A 17,272-nucleotide genomic window follows, 5' to 3' on the forward strand; every position below is an offset into this window, starting at 1 on the left:
TTACTAAAAAATAAAGGAGTTTTGTTATACTCACTGAAATTTTTTCAAAATAAATTTACTGGAGGTTGGTTATGAAAAAAACCCGCTTTGCCATTATAAAATTTAAAACCGGGGAAAAAAGGCCTTTCAGACTGATACTCCCCGTATTTTTGATTTCTTTTATCCTGTTTTTTATACCTTCAAAAACTATCAAAAAATATGCCAACACAGATTTTGATGTAAAACAATTTTTCAGGGAAGTAAGGAAAAAAGGAAAGGGAACTAAAATAAAGATAAAAGACAGGGAAAACGTTATTACTATTGAATTAAAATAAATTTCTGGACAGACTTTTAATCTTTATTAATATAGATATTTTATTCTCTTTATTATAAAAACTTACCAAATAAAGACTTACATAAGTAGAACAAAGAAACATATAATCAAAGAAAAAACCGGCAGGTTATAACCTGCCGGTTTTATTAATTCCTTACCACTACTCATTATCGGGTTCAAAAGCAGCAGCAAGACGTTTATAGGTCTCATATCTTTCTCTGGCATCCTGTTCAGCAATGTCAAAGTATTTTTCAGCGATTTCAGGGAAGGTCTTCTGGAGAGCAGTATAACGTACCTCACTCATCAGGAATTCTTTGAAATCACCAGTAGGCTCTTTAGAATCCAGCATAAATGGATTCTTGCCTTCCTCTTTCCTTAGAGGATTGTATCTATACAGATGCCAGTAACCGCATTCTACAGCCCTCTTTTCCTGTTTCAGGCTGCAGCCCATACCTTCTTTCAGACCATGGTTAATACATGGTGCGTATGCAATAATCAGGGACGGGCCTGGGTATTCTTCTGCTTCTTTTATTGCTTTCAGGGCCTGGTTCATATTGGCGCCCATGGCAATCTGGGCCACATATACATAACCATAGGTCATGGCCATCATACCGAGGTCTTTCTTCCTGATTTTCTTACCAGAAGCGGCAAATTTAGCTACAGCAGCAGTAGGTGTAGCCTTGGAAGACTGACCACCGGTATTGGAGTATACTTCGGTATCGAATACAAGAACATTTACATCATCACCGGAAGCAAGTACATGGTCGAGGCCACCATATCCAATATCATAAGCCCAGCCATCGCCACCGAAAATCCACTGGGATTTCTTAACCAGGTAATCTTTGAGTTTCAGGATTTCGTTAACTTTTTCATTGTCACTATATTTCTTCAATAGTGGTATAAGTTTAATAGTGGCAACTTTGGATTCTTCACCTTTATCTTTGTTTTCAAGCCATTCATTTAAGGCATAATTGAGATCACTGTCGAGATCCATATCGATTACTTCTTTAGCCAGGTCGGCAATCTTGTTCCTCATCTGTTCTATGCCAAGATACATACCATATCCGTACTCGGCATTATCTTCGAACAGGGAGTTAGCCCAGGCAGGTCCATGTCCTTCTTCGTTAGTAGTGTAAGGAGTAGATGGTGCTGATCCACCCCAGATAGAAGAACAACCAGTAGCATTGGCAATTAACATCCTGTCTCCGAATAACTGGGTAACCAGTTTAGCGTAGGGAGTTTCACCACAGCCGGCACAGGCACCGGAGAATTCGAGAAGTGGCTGAGCAAACTGGCTTCCTTTAACAGTAGCTTTATTCATTAAGTCATCTTTAACAGATACTTCAGAAACAGCAAAGTCCCAATTTTTCTCTTCTTTTTCAACCTGGGTATTGAATGGTTTCATAACCAGGGCTTTTTCTTTGGCCGGACATACCTCAGCACAGACACCACAACCGGTACAGTCTAATGGACTAACCTGGATACGGTACTGAAGTCCCTTGAGCTGCTTACCGATGGCAGGTTTAGTTTCAAACCCTTCAGGAGCCTTATTGGCCTCTTCTTCGTTAAGCAGGAAGGGCCTTATGGCTGCATGAGGACAGGCCATAGCACACTGGTTACACTGAATACAGTTATCTATCTGCCATTCAGGCACATTAATAGCAATTCCACGTTTTTCGTAAGCAGCAGTTCCCTGTGGGAAGGTTCCATCTTCCCGGCCCACAAAAGTACTGACAGGCAGTTCGTCACCTTTCTGCTTGTTAATAGGTTCAACAACCTTTTCAACAAACTCAGGTAATTCTTCTTCTTTGGTAGCAGCTGCTTCATCACTTGCATTAGCCCATTCAGCAGGAACATCAACTTTCACAAGGGCATCAAGGGCCTGGTCAACAGCCTCCCAGTTCATCTTAACAATCTTGTCACCCTTATGTCCATAGGTCTTCTTAATAGCGTCTTTCAGGTATTTAACAGCATCATCAACAGGAATGATGTTGGCCAGTTTAAAGAAGGCAGTTAACATGATCATATTAATCCTGCCACCGAGACCAACTTTAGAAGCAATATCAACAGCATTGATAATGTAGAAATCTATATTGTGTTCTGCCAGGTATTTCTTCATTCTGGCAGGGAGTTTCTCCTCGAGTTCATCTTTAGACCAGGTACAGTTGAGGACAAAGGTTCCTCCATCTTTTAATCCTTCAAGAACATCAAATTTATCTACATAAGATTCCTTATGACAGGCAATATAATCTGCTTCTTCTACAAGGTAGGTGGATTTAATGGGCTTCTCACCAAACCTCAGGTGAGATACTGTAACCCCACCGGATTTCTTGGAGTCATAGGAGAAGTAACCCTGGGCATACATATCAGTATTATCTCCGATAATCTTGATAGCGTTCTTGCTGGCACCTACCGTACCGTCAGAGCCAAAGCCCCAGAGTTTGCAGCATTTAGTACCTTCAGGAGTGGTATCAATCTTTTCATTAACAGGAATTGAGGTATTAGTTACATCATCTACAATAGCTACGGTGAAGTGGTCTTTTGGTTCATCGGCTTTTAAGTTGTCAAATACAGCTTTAATATGGGATGGTGTAGTATTCTTGGAACTTAAGCCGTAACGTCCACCGATAACAAGAGGAGCATCTTCTTTTCCGTAGAAAAGACTCCTGACATCTTCATAAAGGGGCTCTCCCACAGCACCGGGCTCTTTGGTCCTGTCGAGGACGGCAATCCTCTTAACGGTTTCAGGTAGAGCTTTTAAGAAGTATTTTTCAGAGAAGGGACGGTAGAGATGAACCTTAATTACACCAACTTTTTCTCCCCTGTCAACAAGATAATCAATTGTTTCTTCAATGGTTTCAGTTACAGAACCCATTGCCACTACAACGTATTCAGCATCTTCTGCTCCATAGTAATTGAAGGGGTGATATTCTCTTCCGGTTAGTTTGGTAATTTCTTTCATATAATCTTCTACAATATCAGGTACAGCATCATAGAACTTGTTACATGCTTCACGAGCCTGGAAGAAAATATCAGGATTCTGAGCGGTACCTCTGGTTACAGGATGCTCAGGATTCAGGGCATTTTTCCTGAAGTTTTCTACAGCTTCATAGTCGACTAACTTAGCTAAGTCATCATAGTCCATAACTTCAACTTTTTGAATCTCATGAGAAGTACGGAAGCCATCAAAAAAGTGTAAGAACGGAATTCTGGACTTAATAGCAGCTAAGTGAGCCACACCACCGAGGTCCATTACTTCCTGGACACTTCCAGATGCTAACAGAGCAAAACCAGTCTGACGGGCGGCCATTACATCAGAATGATCCCCAAAAATTGAAAGGGCATGGGTTGCTACAGTACGGGCACTAACATGGAAAACCCCGGGTAACAACTCGCCAGCGATCTTATACATGTTAGGAATCATCAGTAACAGGCCCTGGGACGCGGTAAAGGTAGTTGTCAAGGCCCCTGTAGCCAGAGAACCATGTACCGCACCAGAAGCTCCTCCCTCGGACTGCATTTCAGTAAGTTTTACCGTCTGACCGAAAATGTTTTTACGACCATGGGCACTCCACTTATCAACCAATTCGGCCATTGGTGAAGATGGAGTGATGGGGTAAATGGCTGCTACATCTGTAAAAGCATAGGCAACATGGGCAGCAGCAGTGTTCCCATCCATGGTCTTCATTGTTTTAGCCATTATTTCTAATTCCCCCCCATAGTATTTATATATTAATGATAATTTTATCCTTCTTAAGTATATTACAATTAAAAAACCCTGTCAAATTTACAAAATTTCCGAAAATTAAGGGGAAAATCATTAACCGGAAATATCAATTATAGGCTCTGAAATTTAATTAAATATGAAATAATTTTCTTTTACCATTTTCCCTTTAAAGTAAGTTAAAAAGAGCACCCTTACCGGGTGCCCCTTTTAAAATGGTATAATTACTTCATCCCCTGGTCTGATTTCAGTTAAATCATCCTTATATCTAATTTTTTGTGTTTCTTTATTTTCTTCTGATGATTTAACTTTAAGCTGGCTTTTTGTAATTACTACATTAAATCTGTTATTTTTATATTGAAGGGGGAAGTTAATTTCATCCCATTTAGAGGGTAAAACTGGATTAAAACTGAGATTATCATTATCTATTTTTAACCCGGCAAATCCAAATACCACCATCTGCCAGGCTGCTCCACAGGCTGCTGTATGAATTCCTCCAATAAAAGTGCCCCCGCTGACAGCTTTGTTTGTGTTATAAAGATCAATAGTACAGGATTTTATAAAATAACTGTAGGCTTCCTCTACATAACCTATCTGGCTGGCTATAATGGAATAGGCTGACGGGCTCAATGAAGAACCATGCTGGGTCCGGGGTTCATAATAGTCATAATTAGCCTTCATAACTCCTTTACTGAAAATGTTATGGAGGCAGAATAACTGGATAACATCAGCCTGCTTGGTAACCTGGGTCTCCACAGCCACCCCATTGGGCCAACCCCAGTACTCACCAGGGTCTAACAATCTCTTCTCCAGCTCATCAGGGCGGGTATCTTCTAGATCAAAATAGCCATCAAACTGTTCTATTAATAAAGTTTCTTCATCAGGTTGAGGGAGGTAAATAAGTTCAGCCATCTCTTTCCAGTCTTCAATTTCCTTTTCCGTTAACTCTATTTTTTCCATTAAGTATTCCAGCTCTTTTTTATTCTCGTCTTTCATTTTATTATAAATATCAAGAGCTCGCTCCAGGGTATATTTAGCCTGATAATTGGTGAAGGCGTTATTATCAACATTTTCATGATATTCATCAGGCCCCAACAACCTGATAAACTCAAACCTGTTTTTGTCTTTTTTAAAATAAGCATGGGAATATAAGAACCGGGATATTTCAAAAATCATTTCAGCTCCGTAATTAACAATAAAATTCCAGTCACCTGTAACCTGGAAATAATGCCAGATGGCATAGGCAATATCAGGTGAAATATGGATCTGCCAGTCATTAAAATGGTTATGAATTTTCCGCCCACTAATAACATCTTTAAAGAAATATGAGGGACATAATTCTTCACCAGTTTTTCCACTGACCCAGGCATAAAAAGCACCCCTGTAACCCAGTTTTCTGGCCTTTTTTCTGGCCCCATCAAGGGTGTGGTAACGGTATTTCAAAATATTACAGGCAGTTTCAGGACTGGTGTAAAGGAACATAGGCATATTAAAGATTTCCTGATCCCAGAAGGCAGCCCCCTGATAAGCCTGACATGAAAGCCCCCGGGCCCCGATGGGTAACCTATCACTGTGGGCAGGGGTCGCAATTCTGTTATGATATAAATTGAATCGAAGAGCTGTTTGCCCCTTTAAATCTCCCTTAATTTTTATATCGGTTCTATTCCAGAAATTTATCCAGTTAGCCCTGTTTTTTTCTCTAAGCTCAGTAAAAGTAGACTGAAGGGCCTTTTCCAGATCTTTTTGGGCCTGGTCTAAAGGATTCTTGATATCATTACTCGAATATATACTTATAACTTTTTCCAGTACAACCCTGGTACCGGGACTTAGTTTGAATTTCAATTCCCTTAATATTTTCCTGTCTTCTTTGATTATTTTTTCAAACCGGGGAGTAGCACCATCAAGTCTATATCCTTCAACTACATCAAGCTGGATCCCCCTCTCTCCGGTAACAGTTTCAATAGCCAGATATTTGTCTATTTTTTTAAGGTCATATTTTTTAAAATGTTCACCGTTTAAACTCCACACCACTCCATCAATACCGGTAACCAGGGTTATTTCTGCTTCTTTTTCAACGGTAAAGCTATAACGGAAGGGAATTAAATGAAGATTGTGATAACTGGCAAAACGGGCTGTTTCAATATGGACTTTATTCCCTTTATTACCCTTCCAGGTAAATTCCTCTGAGTATAACCCTTCTCTCAGGTTTAGCCCTCTTCTGTAATTACTGATCTCACCTTTGTTAATGGTTACTCTTTCCCCATCTACTTCAAGTCTGGTATAAAGTCCATTGGGAGCATTACATAATTCACGCCATTTCCCATCAGCCATATCATAAGTATCAGTAACTATACAGGCTACATACTCATTAGCAGTCCAGTCAGCAAAGGTTCCCCTGTATCCCAGATAACCATTACCTATAAGATAGTTACTACCGGTAGTAACCATCTGCTCATCTTCATATTCTCTTTCAAATATTTCCCATCCTGTTTCTGTGTATAAGTTGTTTTTCAATTCCATGGTATATTTAGATCCCTCCTTTTATTTCAATTGAAAGCTTTTTATAATATCATCAAGTTGCCTGGATAGTTCAGATAAGGATTTAGCCATGTTTATAAATTTTGTCAGTGAATTAACTTGTTCATTACTGGCTGTAGCAATTTGCTGGCTACTTGCCGAGCTCTCTTCAGCATAATTAGCTATATTATCAAGGTTTTCGGCAATATGACTACTGTTTTCATTTACTTTATCTACCAGCCCGGTGGCTTTTTCAATACCCCGGTTAACCTCAACCAGGGCCTGATTAATTTCCATAAAGGCCCTGTCAGCCAGTTTCACAGCCTTTTCACCCTCCTGGATTCTGTTAACACCTTCAGACATTTTCTGGCTCGCCTGCATGGTTTCTGTTTTTATCTTCTCAACCAGTTTTCTTATCTTATCAGCTGAGCTCGATGATTCTTCAGCAAGGTCCCTGATTTCATCGGCGACAACAGCAAAACCTCGACCCGCTTCACCGGCCCGGGCTGCTTCCACAGCTGCATTTAAGGCCAGCAGGTTGGTCTGCTCGGCAATGTTATTAATAATCTCCAGAATTGAATCAATCTCAACCGAGATATCTTCTAAGGCACCGATATCGGTAGCTACTTCCTGGACAAAGTTTTTAATCTCTTCCATCTGACCCTCAACTTTTTTCATCCTCTTCTGTCCCGAGCGGGTCGCCTTATTCATTTTTTGGGAGACCTCTTTGACCTGGTTATTTTCCTGTTGCAGGCCATCAATCTCCCGGGATAAGGCCTGAACCTCAAGGTTAATTTCATCAACACTTTCAGCCTGTTTTTCAACCCCTACTGCCAGCTCCCTGATAGACTTAGTAACTTCATTTGAAATACCTTCAACCTCATCACCGGCCCGGGATAACTGCTGTATAAAAGAAGTCAACTCCCCTGTTACCTTAATGGCGTGGGTGATAATTTCCTTTAAATTTGTATACATTCTGTTAAGGGCCCTGATGAGAATACCCGTCTCTCCTGAAGATTTATAAGAAAGGGGTTCAATTGCTAAATTTCCACTGGCAATCAACTGGGCGAAATCAATAGATTTTACAATAGGCTTAGCGATTCTGCGTCCCATATAGGCAGCAACTATAACCGCCACCAGTATTTCCAGTACGGTCAGGGTAACCAGAATCCTGGTTAAATCAAACATCTCCTTTAATATATCCCTTCTAGCCAGGGAAATACCCAGAATATATCCATTTAACAGGGGTACATGGGCCATAAACCGGGCTTCCCCGTTTTCTTTATAATCAATAAATCGGGAACTGGTCTCTGTTATCTCTTTTGTTATAGAATCCCTTTGCTCTGGTTTAATAGGTGGAGCTACAAGGTACCGGTAATTATTGTCAAGTAAAAAGGCATAACCACTCTTAAATACCTTAATTTTGCTAACCGTTTCTCTGAATATTGAAAAATCAATATCAAAACCGACTACCCCGATGATTTTACCGTCTTTGTATACAGGTTTACGATATGAAATTACATCATCTGTTTTTTTCTTAAACCATTTCCCTTCTTTTATTTTTACTACTTCTTCATACCAGGCAACCTTTTCTTTTGACTTTTCTGAAGTCAGGTCTTCCAGAGATTGTTCAGCATCTTTAGTCCCCGTATCCCGGGAATATTCTATTACAAAATTACGCCCTATCATTTCCGGATTTACCATAAAAAATGACCTGATTATATGCTGGTTTGTATCAGAAAATTGTTTTAAAATTGGTTCTACCTTTGATTTATAAACCATCACATATAACCTACTACTCCTCATCTGTTCTTCTTTAAAAGTAGCTGCCAGGGCAGTTGCCAGACCATCTGCTCCACTTTCTATGGCTGTAATCAAATTATTTAAAGAACCTACCTTACTTTCAGTAAGTAAAAGAAGCTTATCCCTGGCTTCATTTTGAATAACCCTGCTGCTTTTGTAAATACTATAACCCCCAGTGCTGAGGGCCACAATTAATGATATAACTGCAATAGCAGCCATTATTTTATAACTGATCTTCTTCATCCTGCTCCCCACCTCTTAAGGTTTTTTAGCCTTTTTTAAATTCCCTATGGGGTAGCTCTGAAATATATATTAACCTTTGACTGCTCCTGCAGTTAAACCCTGGACTATCTTCCTCTGGAAGATTAAAACCAGGATTACAATAGGGATAGTTACAATTACTGCTGCTGCCATCCGCTCCCCGAAGGGTTCCTGACGGGCAAAATTACCAGCAAAATACTGAATAGCAACCGGAACTGTCCTGGCCTTAACATCTATTGAAGTAAAGGTCAGGGCAAAAAGATATTCATTCCAGGCTGCAATAAAAGAAAGTAACCCGGTAGTAACTAATGCCGGAGCTGTAAGTGGTAAGAGAATCATCCTGAATGTCTGGAAGGGGGTAGCCCCATCCACCTGGGCTGATTGCATAATCTCAATAGGTAAATCCTTAAAAAAGGCAGTCATAACCCAGGTTGTAAAAGGTAAGGTAAAAAGCATGTAACTTAAAATCATACTTAAAATCGCATCAAGATTCAGGTAATTGATAACAGCATATAACCCTGAAAGTACCGTCACCTGAGGAAACATGGTCATGGCCAGTATTACATAAAGGGAAGGCCGTTTCCCCTTAAACCTGAGTTTACCCAGGGCAAAGGCCGCAAAGGAACCAACAAGTAAAGCAAGTAAAGTTGTAAAACCGGCTACAATGGTACTATTTAAAAGTCCCCTCATAAACTGGTCATCCTCAAAGACCGCTTCATAATTACGGAGATAAAAAGAAACCTCTCCTGTTTCAGGATCAACAGGTAAAAAAGTTGCCGGGGTCATAGACAACTGGGCTTCTGACTTAAAAGAAGTATTAACAGCCCAGTAAAAAGGGAAAAGCAGATAGAAAATTACCACAGTCAAAACCAGATAAAATACTACCTTCTTAAGTGATAGATTTTTTAGTTTAGTCATCAGCATCAACTCCTAGCATCCTGATGTAGACAATAGCAAAGATAAAGATCAGGATAAAAATTATTACCCCGATGGCAGATGCCAGTCCCATATTACGGGCATTTATTAACTGATAGTAATTAAAACTGGCCATTGAATATCTTTTCTGGGCCAGGATAACCTGAAATATATCAAATACCCTTAAAGCATCCAGAGTCCGGAAGACAAGTGCTACTGCCAGAGACGGTTTTAATAAGGGTAACGTAATTGAGAAAAACTGCCGTAATTTACTGGCCCCATCAACATCAGCTGCTTCATATAATTCATCAGGTATCAGCTGTAACCCGGCCAGAAGAAGCAGGGCCATAAAAGGAGTGGTTTTCCAGACATCAACCATTATTAAAGAAGGTAACTGTAATTCCGGTGTTGACAGAAAAGCGATATTCCCATCACCTATACCTAGTTTATCGAAAACAGTATTAAAAAGACCGATCCGGGTGGGCTCCAGCATCCACTGCCACATCCGGGCAGACACAACTGTAATTACCGCCCACGGCACGAGCATAACAGCTCTAACAACACCACGTCCCTTAAATTTACTGTTAACCACCAGGGCAATACCAAGTCCCAGAATTGTTTCCAGTAATACCGATAAAACTGTAAAGACCAGGGTATTCCAGATAGAGCTGATAAAATCAGGATTGCTTGCTCCAATGACAAAACGTTTTCCAAAAATCTGAAACTGGCTCAGGGGACGGTATAGCCTTGGTCGTCTCGGTAAAACCCTGATTGGTCTCTGATACTGGGGTTTACCGGTCCTGGGGTCAATTTTCTGTTCTCCTGTTTCTTCATCAATTATTGGTTTAAGTTCCTTGATGGTAATACCGAGGAGTTCTTTATAATTTTCAAGCCCGATAAAATGAGTTTCTTTGGTAGTGGCAAAGGTTTTATCAGTTAAGCTGGTATAAAAAACCTGGCCTAGAGGATAAAAAGCAATTAAAATCAAGATTATAAAAGCAGGTAACAGCAGTTTATAGGCAAGCTGCTGCTCTTTTTTAGCCAGGCTTGAACTGCCATATTTAGCCATAGTATACCTCCTTTATATAGCAAGTAGGGGGGCCCCTTTTAAGAGGCCCCTGAATTCACTATTGTGTCTAAATGCATCTCTTTTTATTTTTGAGGTTCACCAATTTCAAAACCGGTTAAATCCTGAAGATCTAATTCTAAGTATTCCACTGCAGTCCTGGCATCCATTTCACCAGAAAGGACTGAATGTACAGCCTGGAAGAATAACCTGGAGACTTCATTATAGTTAGGAGCAGTGGCAGTAGAAGGACGGGCAACAGCATTTACAAAAACATCATAAAGCTTACCAAAGAAGGGGTTAGCTTCCAGGACTTCTTCATCTTCATAAAGGGCTTTAATGGTCGGATTAAAGGAACCTTTGGTAGCCCGGAGTTTCTGAATTTCATAACCGGTCAGGAAGAAAACAAAATCAGCGGCAACTTCAGGGTGTTCACTGTACTTGCTTACAGCCAGGTTCCAACCACCGAGGGTAGCAGCCCCGTTACCACTATCACCGGCCGGTAGGGGAGCTACATCAAACTTGCCTTTGATGGCAGACCCTTCAGCATTACCAAGTTTATAACAGTAAGGCCAGTTTCTCATAAAGGCGGCATTACCTGCTTCCCACATCTTACGGGTGCTTTCTTCAACAAGACCAGTTGTTCCTGGAGGAGAAATCCAGCCTACCCAGTCAGCGGCCATTTCGATGGCTTCTATTGCCTTTTCATTGTTAATAGTAATTTTTTTGTCAGGACTGATAATAGTTCCTCCACCATTGGAGGCAACCCATTCTAAGGCATCACATGTTAAACCTTCATAAGCATTACCCTGCCAGATATAACCCCAGAAGTCCTGGTTTCCGGCAGCCCTTTCTCCGGTCTGAATAATCTTGGCCGCCCTTTCTAATTCTTCCCATGTTTTGGGGACTTCCAGGTCATATTTTTCAAGAAGATCCTTACGGTAGTAAAGAAGACCGGCATCAGTAAACCAGGGCATAGCTACCAGTCTGCCCTCAACAGTATTATTTTCTACAATAGGCTGGAAGTGATCATCAACATATTTTTCAGCCCCATACTCATAAAGATCAACAAAATGTTCAGCTAAATCCCCGGGCCAGATAACATCAATCTGGTAGACGTCAATTTTGGGGCTTTTTGCTTCCAAAAACTGAAGATATAACCCGAGCCTGTCATTGGCTAAATCAGGTGTGTCCAGTACATTAACCTTTACATTGGGGTGTCTTTCCATATATAATTGAGCTGCTTCTTTGGTCAGGTCGAGCTCGATACCTACACTACCACCAGCAATTGTAATTTCAACCTGTTCTTCTGCAAAAACAACACTACTTAATACCAGCATTAATGAAATAACAAGTATTAAAGATAACCCTTTTTTCATTAATTGTCTCCCCCTTTAGTAATTTTTAAAGTTAACTATTAATTAAAATCAATTGCCAGTCATCACCTCCTCTTACCTACCACCTCCCCGAAATGCATTTCGGTGCTTTCCCTTTCCACAAGTTTATGGGGAATAAAAATCTTATTATTTGAAAGGGGTTTGCCCTGAATTAAACTATCCAGCATTTCAACAGCTTTACTCCCCAGCTCATAACCAGATTGTTCTACAGTAGTAAGTGCTGGTTTAACAAATTTAGATAAATCAATACCATCAAAACCAATTACTGAAATATCACGGGGAATAGAAATTCCCGACTCTTGAAGATAACGGATAGCCCCTATTGCCATTTCATCATTAAACGCAAAAATAGCGGTCAAATCATTATTCCTTGATAATAATTCCTTTGCCCCTGTATAACCACTTTCAAAAGTATAATCTCCCTCTGCAATTAGCTTATCGTCTAACTCTATTCCATGATTTCTAAAGGCAAGTCTAACACCTTTAATTCTTTCAGCACTAGCCACCGCATCTGAATAAGGACCCTGGATAACACCTATTTTTTTATGGCCATTATTGACCAGATAATCAACCGCTTCATAGGCTGCAGTTACGTTATCCACGGTAACACAGGAAATATCAGGATCATTAATATAACCTGAACCAAATACCACCGGTATTTCACTTTCCTTAACCTTTTCCAGGAGGCTACTGTATATATTTGCTGAAATTATAATTATTCCGTCAATTTTCCGCTGCTTCATAATTTTTAGAAATTTTAGTTCAAGTTTAAGCTCTCCATCAGAATCACCATATATAATGTTATAATTACGCTGCCTGGCTTCATTCTCAACACCTTTAAGAACCTTGGCCAGAAATGGGTTTTCCATTCCAGCCCCGATCATCCCGATTAATCGACTTGAGTTAGTACGGAGTATACGGGCCTGATCATTTATTTCATAATTAAGTTTTTTTACAGCTTCCATTACCCTCCGCGCCGTATCCTCTTTAACCAGGGAACTGTTATTAAGGACACGGGATACGGTGCTCGGGGAAACTCCTGCAAGTTTTGCAACATCTTTCATTGTTACAGCCATATGTATCTAACCCCTTTTAACCCTATATAATGAAATCCATTTCATTTATATATTTCAAGACAAAATCCAAAATTCCTTCTTTTTTATTTAAATTTTTTAAAAATTTTTTGTATTATAATTTTCCTCAATCTATGGCTTATTCTATGGCTTATTTTACATGATTTTGGTTTATTAAAAATTTGTAATACTACTTGATTTTTTGTAAATTGTTTAATATAATGAATTTAAAGAAAAATGTCAGTATTAATTTTTTTAGTCGTTTGAAAATTTTAAAATAAAAACCAGGTGATTACTTATTTTTCCTGTTATAACTTATGTAGCTTTTATATGTAGCTTTTATTGGTATTTATTTTTGGTTTACTTATCACTTACTTATATTAGTTTTACAAAAAGGAGGTGACATATAGCTTTGTGAGCCCTGAAAATAAAGGAATTCCAGAAATATTAAGGAGTTATATTCCTGTAGTCAAGGCTTTAGGTAAAACCCTTGGAAAACATTTTGAAATAGTTTTACATGATGTCACTAAAACAGAATCATCTATTATTGCTATTGAAAATAGCCATATAACCAATAGAACAGTGGGCTCACCTTCTACTGATTTTTTAATAGACCTTATTAATGGTTATTACCAGAACAGAACTGATATGGAGTTAAATTATATAACAAGAACCAGAGACGGTAAACAGCTTAAATCGTCAACGGTCCTCATTAAAAATGAAAAAGGAGAAGTTATAGGAGCCCTGTGTATCAATATCGATTTAACCAGTATTAAAATGGCCCAGAATTTCCTTGGAGAAATTTCAACCGTAGAAAAGAAAAAAGAACCCAAAGAAAAATTCCCTGAAGATGCTGAAGACTTTCTTCATGTAATGATTGAAAATAGTTTAAACAAGGCGAATAAACCTGTCCCTATGCTCACCAAAGAAGATAAACTTAAGATAGTATCTTACCTTGATAAAAACAATATATTTAATATTAAGGGCGCGGTTGATATGCTGGCAGAGGCTTTAAATGTTTCCCGGTACACCATTTATAACTATTTAGATGAGTCCAGGGTGAGTGCTAGCAGAGAGTAGATGCAGCGGTAATAAAGGTCAGGGTCAAAAAATATTAAAAAATTTAGGAGGGAATTACTTTGAAAAAACAAATTAAACCTGAACCCTTTAAAATCAAGATGGTAGAACCTATTAACCTGATTCCAAAGGAAGAAAGAAAAAAAGCACTGGAAAGAGCAGGCTATAACCTCTTTGCTTTAAAATCAAATGAAGTTTATATCGATCTCCTCACCGACAGTGGTACCGGAGCAATGAGTGATAATCAGTGGGCAGGACTAATGCTGGGTGATGAATCCTATGCCGGAAGCCGTAACTATTTCCACCTGGAAGAAACTGTAAAAGATATTTTTAATTACGATTATACTATTCCTACCCACCAGGGCCGCGGGGCAGAACAGGTTCTCTTCCCCCTATTAATTAAGGAGAAAGGACAGTATGTTTTAAGTAATATGCATTTTGATACCACAAAAGCCCACGTTGAACTGGCCGGGGGACGAGCCCGGAACTTTGTAATTGAAGAATCACGGGATACAACAATCTACCACCCCTTTAAAGGGAATTTTGATATCGAAAAGATGGAAGGTTTTATTAAAGACAAGGGTGCTGAAAACGTCGCTTTTATAATTATTACTATCACCTGTAACAGTGCCGGTGGTCAACCTGTGTCCATGAAAAATATAAAAGAAGTCAGTGAAGTTGCTAAAAAATATGGAATCAGGGTCTTTATCGATGCTGCCCGTTATGCTGAAAATGCCTACTTTATTAAACAGAGAGAAGAAGGGTATGCCGACAAGAGCATCAAAGAAATCGTCCAGGAAATGTTCAGCTATGCAGAAGGTTTTACCATGAGTGCTAAAAAGGACGCCATTGTTAATATGGGTGGTTTAATCGGTATCAAGGATAATGAAGACTTATACACCCAGGTTCGCTCCCGGGTTGTACCTCTTGAAGGTTTCCCGACATACGGTGGTCTATCCGGAAGGGATATGGAAGCCCTGGCCCGGGGACTTAAAGAAGGTATAGAATTAAGTTATCTTGAATATAGAATTGGCCAGGTCGAATATCTGGGAGAACAGTTGAGGGAAGCTGGAATCCCCATTCAGTATCCGACCGGTGGTCATGCTGTCTTTGTAGATGCCAAAAAAATGTTGCCCCATATCCCCTATTATCAGTTCCCGGCCCAGGCCCTGGGTAATGCCCTTTATCTGGAATCAGGAGTCCGGGGAGTAGAAATTGGCTCCTTCCTCCTGGGTAGAGATCCAGAGACAGGTGAGCAATTAGAATCTCCCTTTGAACTACTTCGCCTGACTATTCCAAGGCGGGTTTACACCAATAATCATATGGACTTTGTCGCCCAGGGATTAATTAAAATCAAAGATAAAGCTGAAGAATTAAAAGGACTGGAGTTCACCTATGAACCTGAAATTTTAAGACACTTTACTGCCAGATTAAAACCTGTTGAGGGCTAGGTCATAGTTTATTTACTCCCGGGGCCTACTCCGGGCCCCGGGACTATATTACTTCTATACTATATTGCTTCTATACTATATTCCTGTACTATATTACTTCGAGACTAAATAGACAATATGGTTATGCCCCATTAATCTATCCCCACGGTTCGGTTTTATTTTTATTAATATTTTTTAAAATTATCAAAAAAATTAGAGTAGGGAGGAAAATTAATGAATCAAAGAGAAACATGGACCGGTAGAATTGGATTTATTCTGGCCTGTGTTGGTGCTGCGATAGGACTGGGTAATATATGGATGTTTTCATGGAGGCTTGGGGCATATGGAGGTGCTGCCTTTTTAGTTCCCTATTTTATCTTTGTATTTGGACTGGCCAGCACCGGATTAATGGAGGAATTCGCCTTCGGGAGAAGCCAGCAGAAAGGGGCCATAGGAGCCTTCGAAAATGTCTTTAAAGATAAAAACCCTTCTCTGGGGGCAACCCTCGGAACCTTACCTGTTCTAGGTGTAAGTGGAGTTTTTATCTTCTATATTATCGTAGTTGGCTGGATATTAAAATATTTTGTCCTGGCTTTAACTAATTCCTTTGTCGGTATGGATATTGCAAACTACTTTGGTCAGTTTGCCGGTAATAGTGCCAGTATCCTGTGGCATGCCCTGGCTGTAATTTTAACTCTGGCAATAGTTAAACTTGGTGTTCAAAAGGGTATTGAAAAAACCAATAAATTTATGATGCCTACCCTGTTTATTCTATTAATCATCCTGATGATCAGATCCTTAACCCTGGGTGGTGCCATGGAAGGTGTTAAATTCATGCTGGTTCCAGACTGGTCAAAGCTATTACAGCCGGTTACCTGGGTAATGGCTCTGGGACAGGCCTTTTTTACCGTATCCCTGGGTGGAGCTGCTATGCTGGTTTACGGTAGTTATCTGAGAAAAGATGAAGATATTCCATCTTCAGCCCTGCAGACAGTTGCTTTTAATACCAGTGCTTCCCTGCTGGCTGCCTTTGTCATTATCCCGGCTGTCTTTGCCTTCGGTCTTGACCCTCAGGCAGGACCACCACTTCTTTTTATAACCCTGCCTAACATTTTCAAGGCAATGCCGGGTGGATATATCTTTGGTGTCCTCTTCTTCTTAAGTATCGTATTTGCCGCTATATCATCTGCTGTAAACCTTATGGAAGTACCTGTTGAAGCCATGATGGACAGATTAAATTTAAGCAGGGGAAAAAGCACCCTGATAGTCGCTTTACTTGGTTTTATTATAGGGTTACCCCTGGATACAAACATGGCCTGGTTTGGTAAATTTGCTGATTTTGTCACCATCTATCTGGTGCCTATCGGGGCCGTTTTAGCAGCCTTCGTCTTTTTCTGGGTTTACGGTGTTTCTAAAGCCAGGCAGGAAATTAACCGGGGTTCTTCACGACCCCTGGGTAAATGGTGGGAACCTTTCGCTAAATATGTATTTGTGGCTGTAGCTCTAATTGTGCTGATTCTCGGTGTTGTATATGGTGGTATTGGTTAAAATTAAAAATGCTGGCCGTTCAATTAAAACGGCCGGCATTTATTATACAAAAACCTGAATTAATTCTGGTTTTTTCAATAACTGGCTTTGTTTTTTTTAATGTTAAATGTATAATTATAATAGATATATTACTATAATAGATTTATAT

General features: G+C 39.7%; 11 protein-coding genes. 4 read left to right on the forward strand and 7 right to left on the reverse strand.

The annotated features are described in order from the left end of the window. Positions 1-71: 71 nt before the first annotated feature. Entirely contained in the window at positions 72-314 is a 243-nt protein-coding gene (locus HORE_RS10765; RefSeq protein ID WP_041606108.1) for a hypothetical protein, read from the forward strand. 159 nt (positions 315-473) lie between these two features. Here the strand turns inward: HORE_RS10765 and nifJ are convergent, their stop codons facing one another. The 7 genes from nifJ to HORE_RS10800 all read right to left on the reverse strand — a co-directional run bounded on the left by nifJ (position 474) and on the right by HORE_RS10800 (position 13,072). After that, a complete protein-coding gene (gene nifJ, locus HORE_RS10770) occupies positions 474-4,013 on the reverse strand; it encodes a pyruvate:ferredoxin (flavodoxin) oxidoreductase (RefSeq protein WP_015923796.1) in 3,540 nt (1,179 codons plus the stop codon). 234 nt (positions 4,014-4,247) lie between these two features. Next, the gene (locus HORE_RS10775; protein ID WP_015923797.1) at positions 4,248-6,557 is read right to left on the reverse strand and encodes a glycoside hydrolase family 65 protein; all 2,310 of its coding nucleotides are present in this window, start codon (positions 6,555-6,557) and stop codon (positions 4,248-4,250) included. 21 nt (positions 6,558-6,578) lie between these two features. Beyond that, entirely contained in the window at positions 6,579-8,600 is a 2,022-nt protein-coding gene (locus HORE_RS10780) for a methyl-accepting chemotaxis protein (RefSeq protein ID WP_015923798.1), read from the reverse strand. A 69-nt stretch (positions 8,601-8,669) separates the two neighbouring features. Next, complete coding sequence (locus tag HORE_RS10785) at positions 8,670-9,536, reverse strand: carbohydrate ABC transporter permease (RefSeq protein ID WP_015923799.1); 867 nt, start codon at positions 9,534-9,536, stop codon at positions 8,670-8,672. After that, complete coding sequence (locus HORE_RS10790; protein ID WP_015923800.1) at positions 9,529-10,602, reverse strand: carbohydrate ABC transporter permease; 1,074 nt, start codon at positions 10,600-10,602, stop codon at positions 9,529-9,531. Before HORE_RS10790 ends, HORE_RS10785 begins: the two co-directional genes overlap by 8 nt. A gap of 83 nt (positions 10,603-10,685) precedes the next feature. Next, positions 10,686-11,978, reverse strand: a complete 1,293-nt coding sequence (locus HORE_RS10795; protein ID WP_015923801.1) for an ABC transporter substrate-binding protein — start codon at positions 11,976-11,978, stop codon at positions 10,686-10,688. Positions 11,979-12,040: 62 nt separating this feature from the next. After that, the gene (locus HORE_RS10800) at positions 12,041-13,072 is read right to left on the reverse strand and encodes a LacI family DNA-binding transcriptional regulator (protein WP_015923802.1); all 1,032 of its coding nucleotides are present in this window, start codon (positions 13,070-13,072) and stop codon (positions 12,041-12,043) included. A 411-nt stretch (positions 13,073-13,483) separates the two neighbouring features. Here HORE_RS10800 and HORE_RS10805 point away from each other — a divergent pair, with 411 nt between their 5' ends. The 3 genes from HORE_RS10805 to HORE_RS10815 all read left to right on the forward strand — a co-directional run bounded on the left by HORE_RS10805 (position 13,484) and on the right by HORE_RS10815 (position 17,124). Further along, positions 13,484-14,149 (forward strand): helix-turn-helix transcriptional regulator, encoded by a 666-nt coding sequence (locus tag HORE_RS10805; RefSeq protein ID WP_015923803.1) that lies wholly within the window; start codon positions 13,484-13,486, stop codon positions 14,147-14,149. 59 nt (positions 14,150-14,208) lie between these two features. Next, positions 14,209-15,597, forward strand: a complete 1,389-nt coding sequence (locus HORE_RS10810; protein WP_015923804.1) for a tryptophanase — start codon at positions 14,209-14,211, stop codon at positions 15,595-15,597. Between the two features lie 213 nt (positions 15,598-15,810). Next, complete coding sequence (locus tag HORE_RS10815; RefSeq protein ID WP_015923805.1) at positions 15,811-17,124, forward strand: sodium-dependent transporter; 1,314 nt, start codon at positions 15,811-15,813, stop codon at positions 17,122-17,124. Positions 17,125-17,272: the final 148 nt, after the last annotated feature.

The organism is Halothermothrix orenii H 168 (genome assembly GCF_000020485.1).
GTDB classification, from domain to species: Bacteria; Bacillota; Halanaerobiia; order Halanaerobiales; family Halothermotrichaceae; genus Halothermothrix; species Halothermothrix orenii.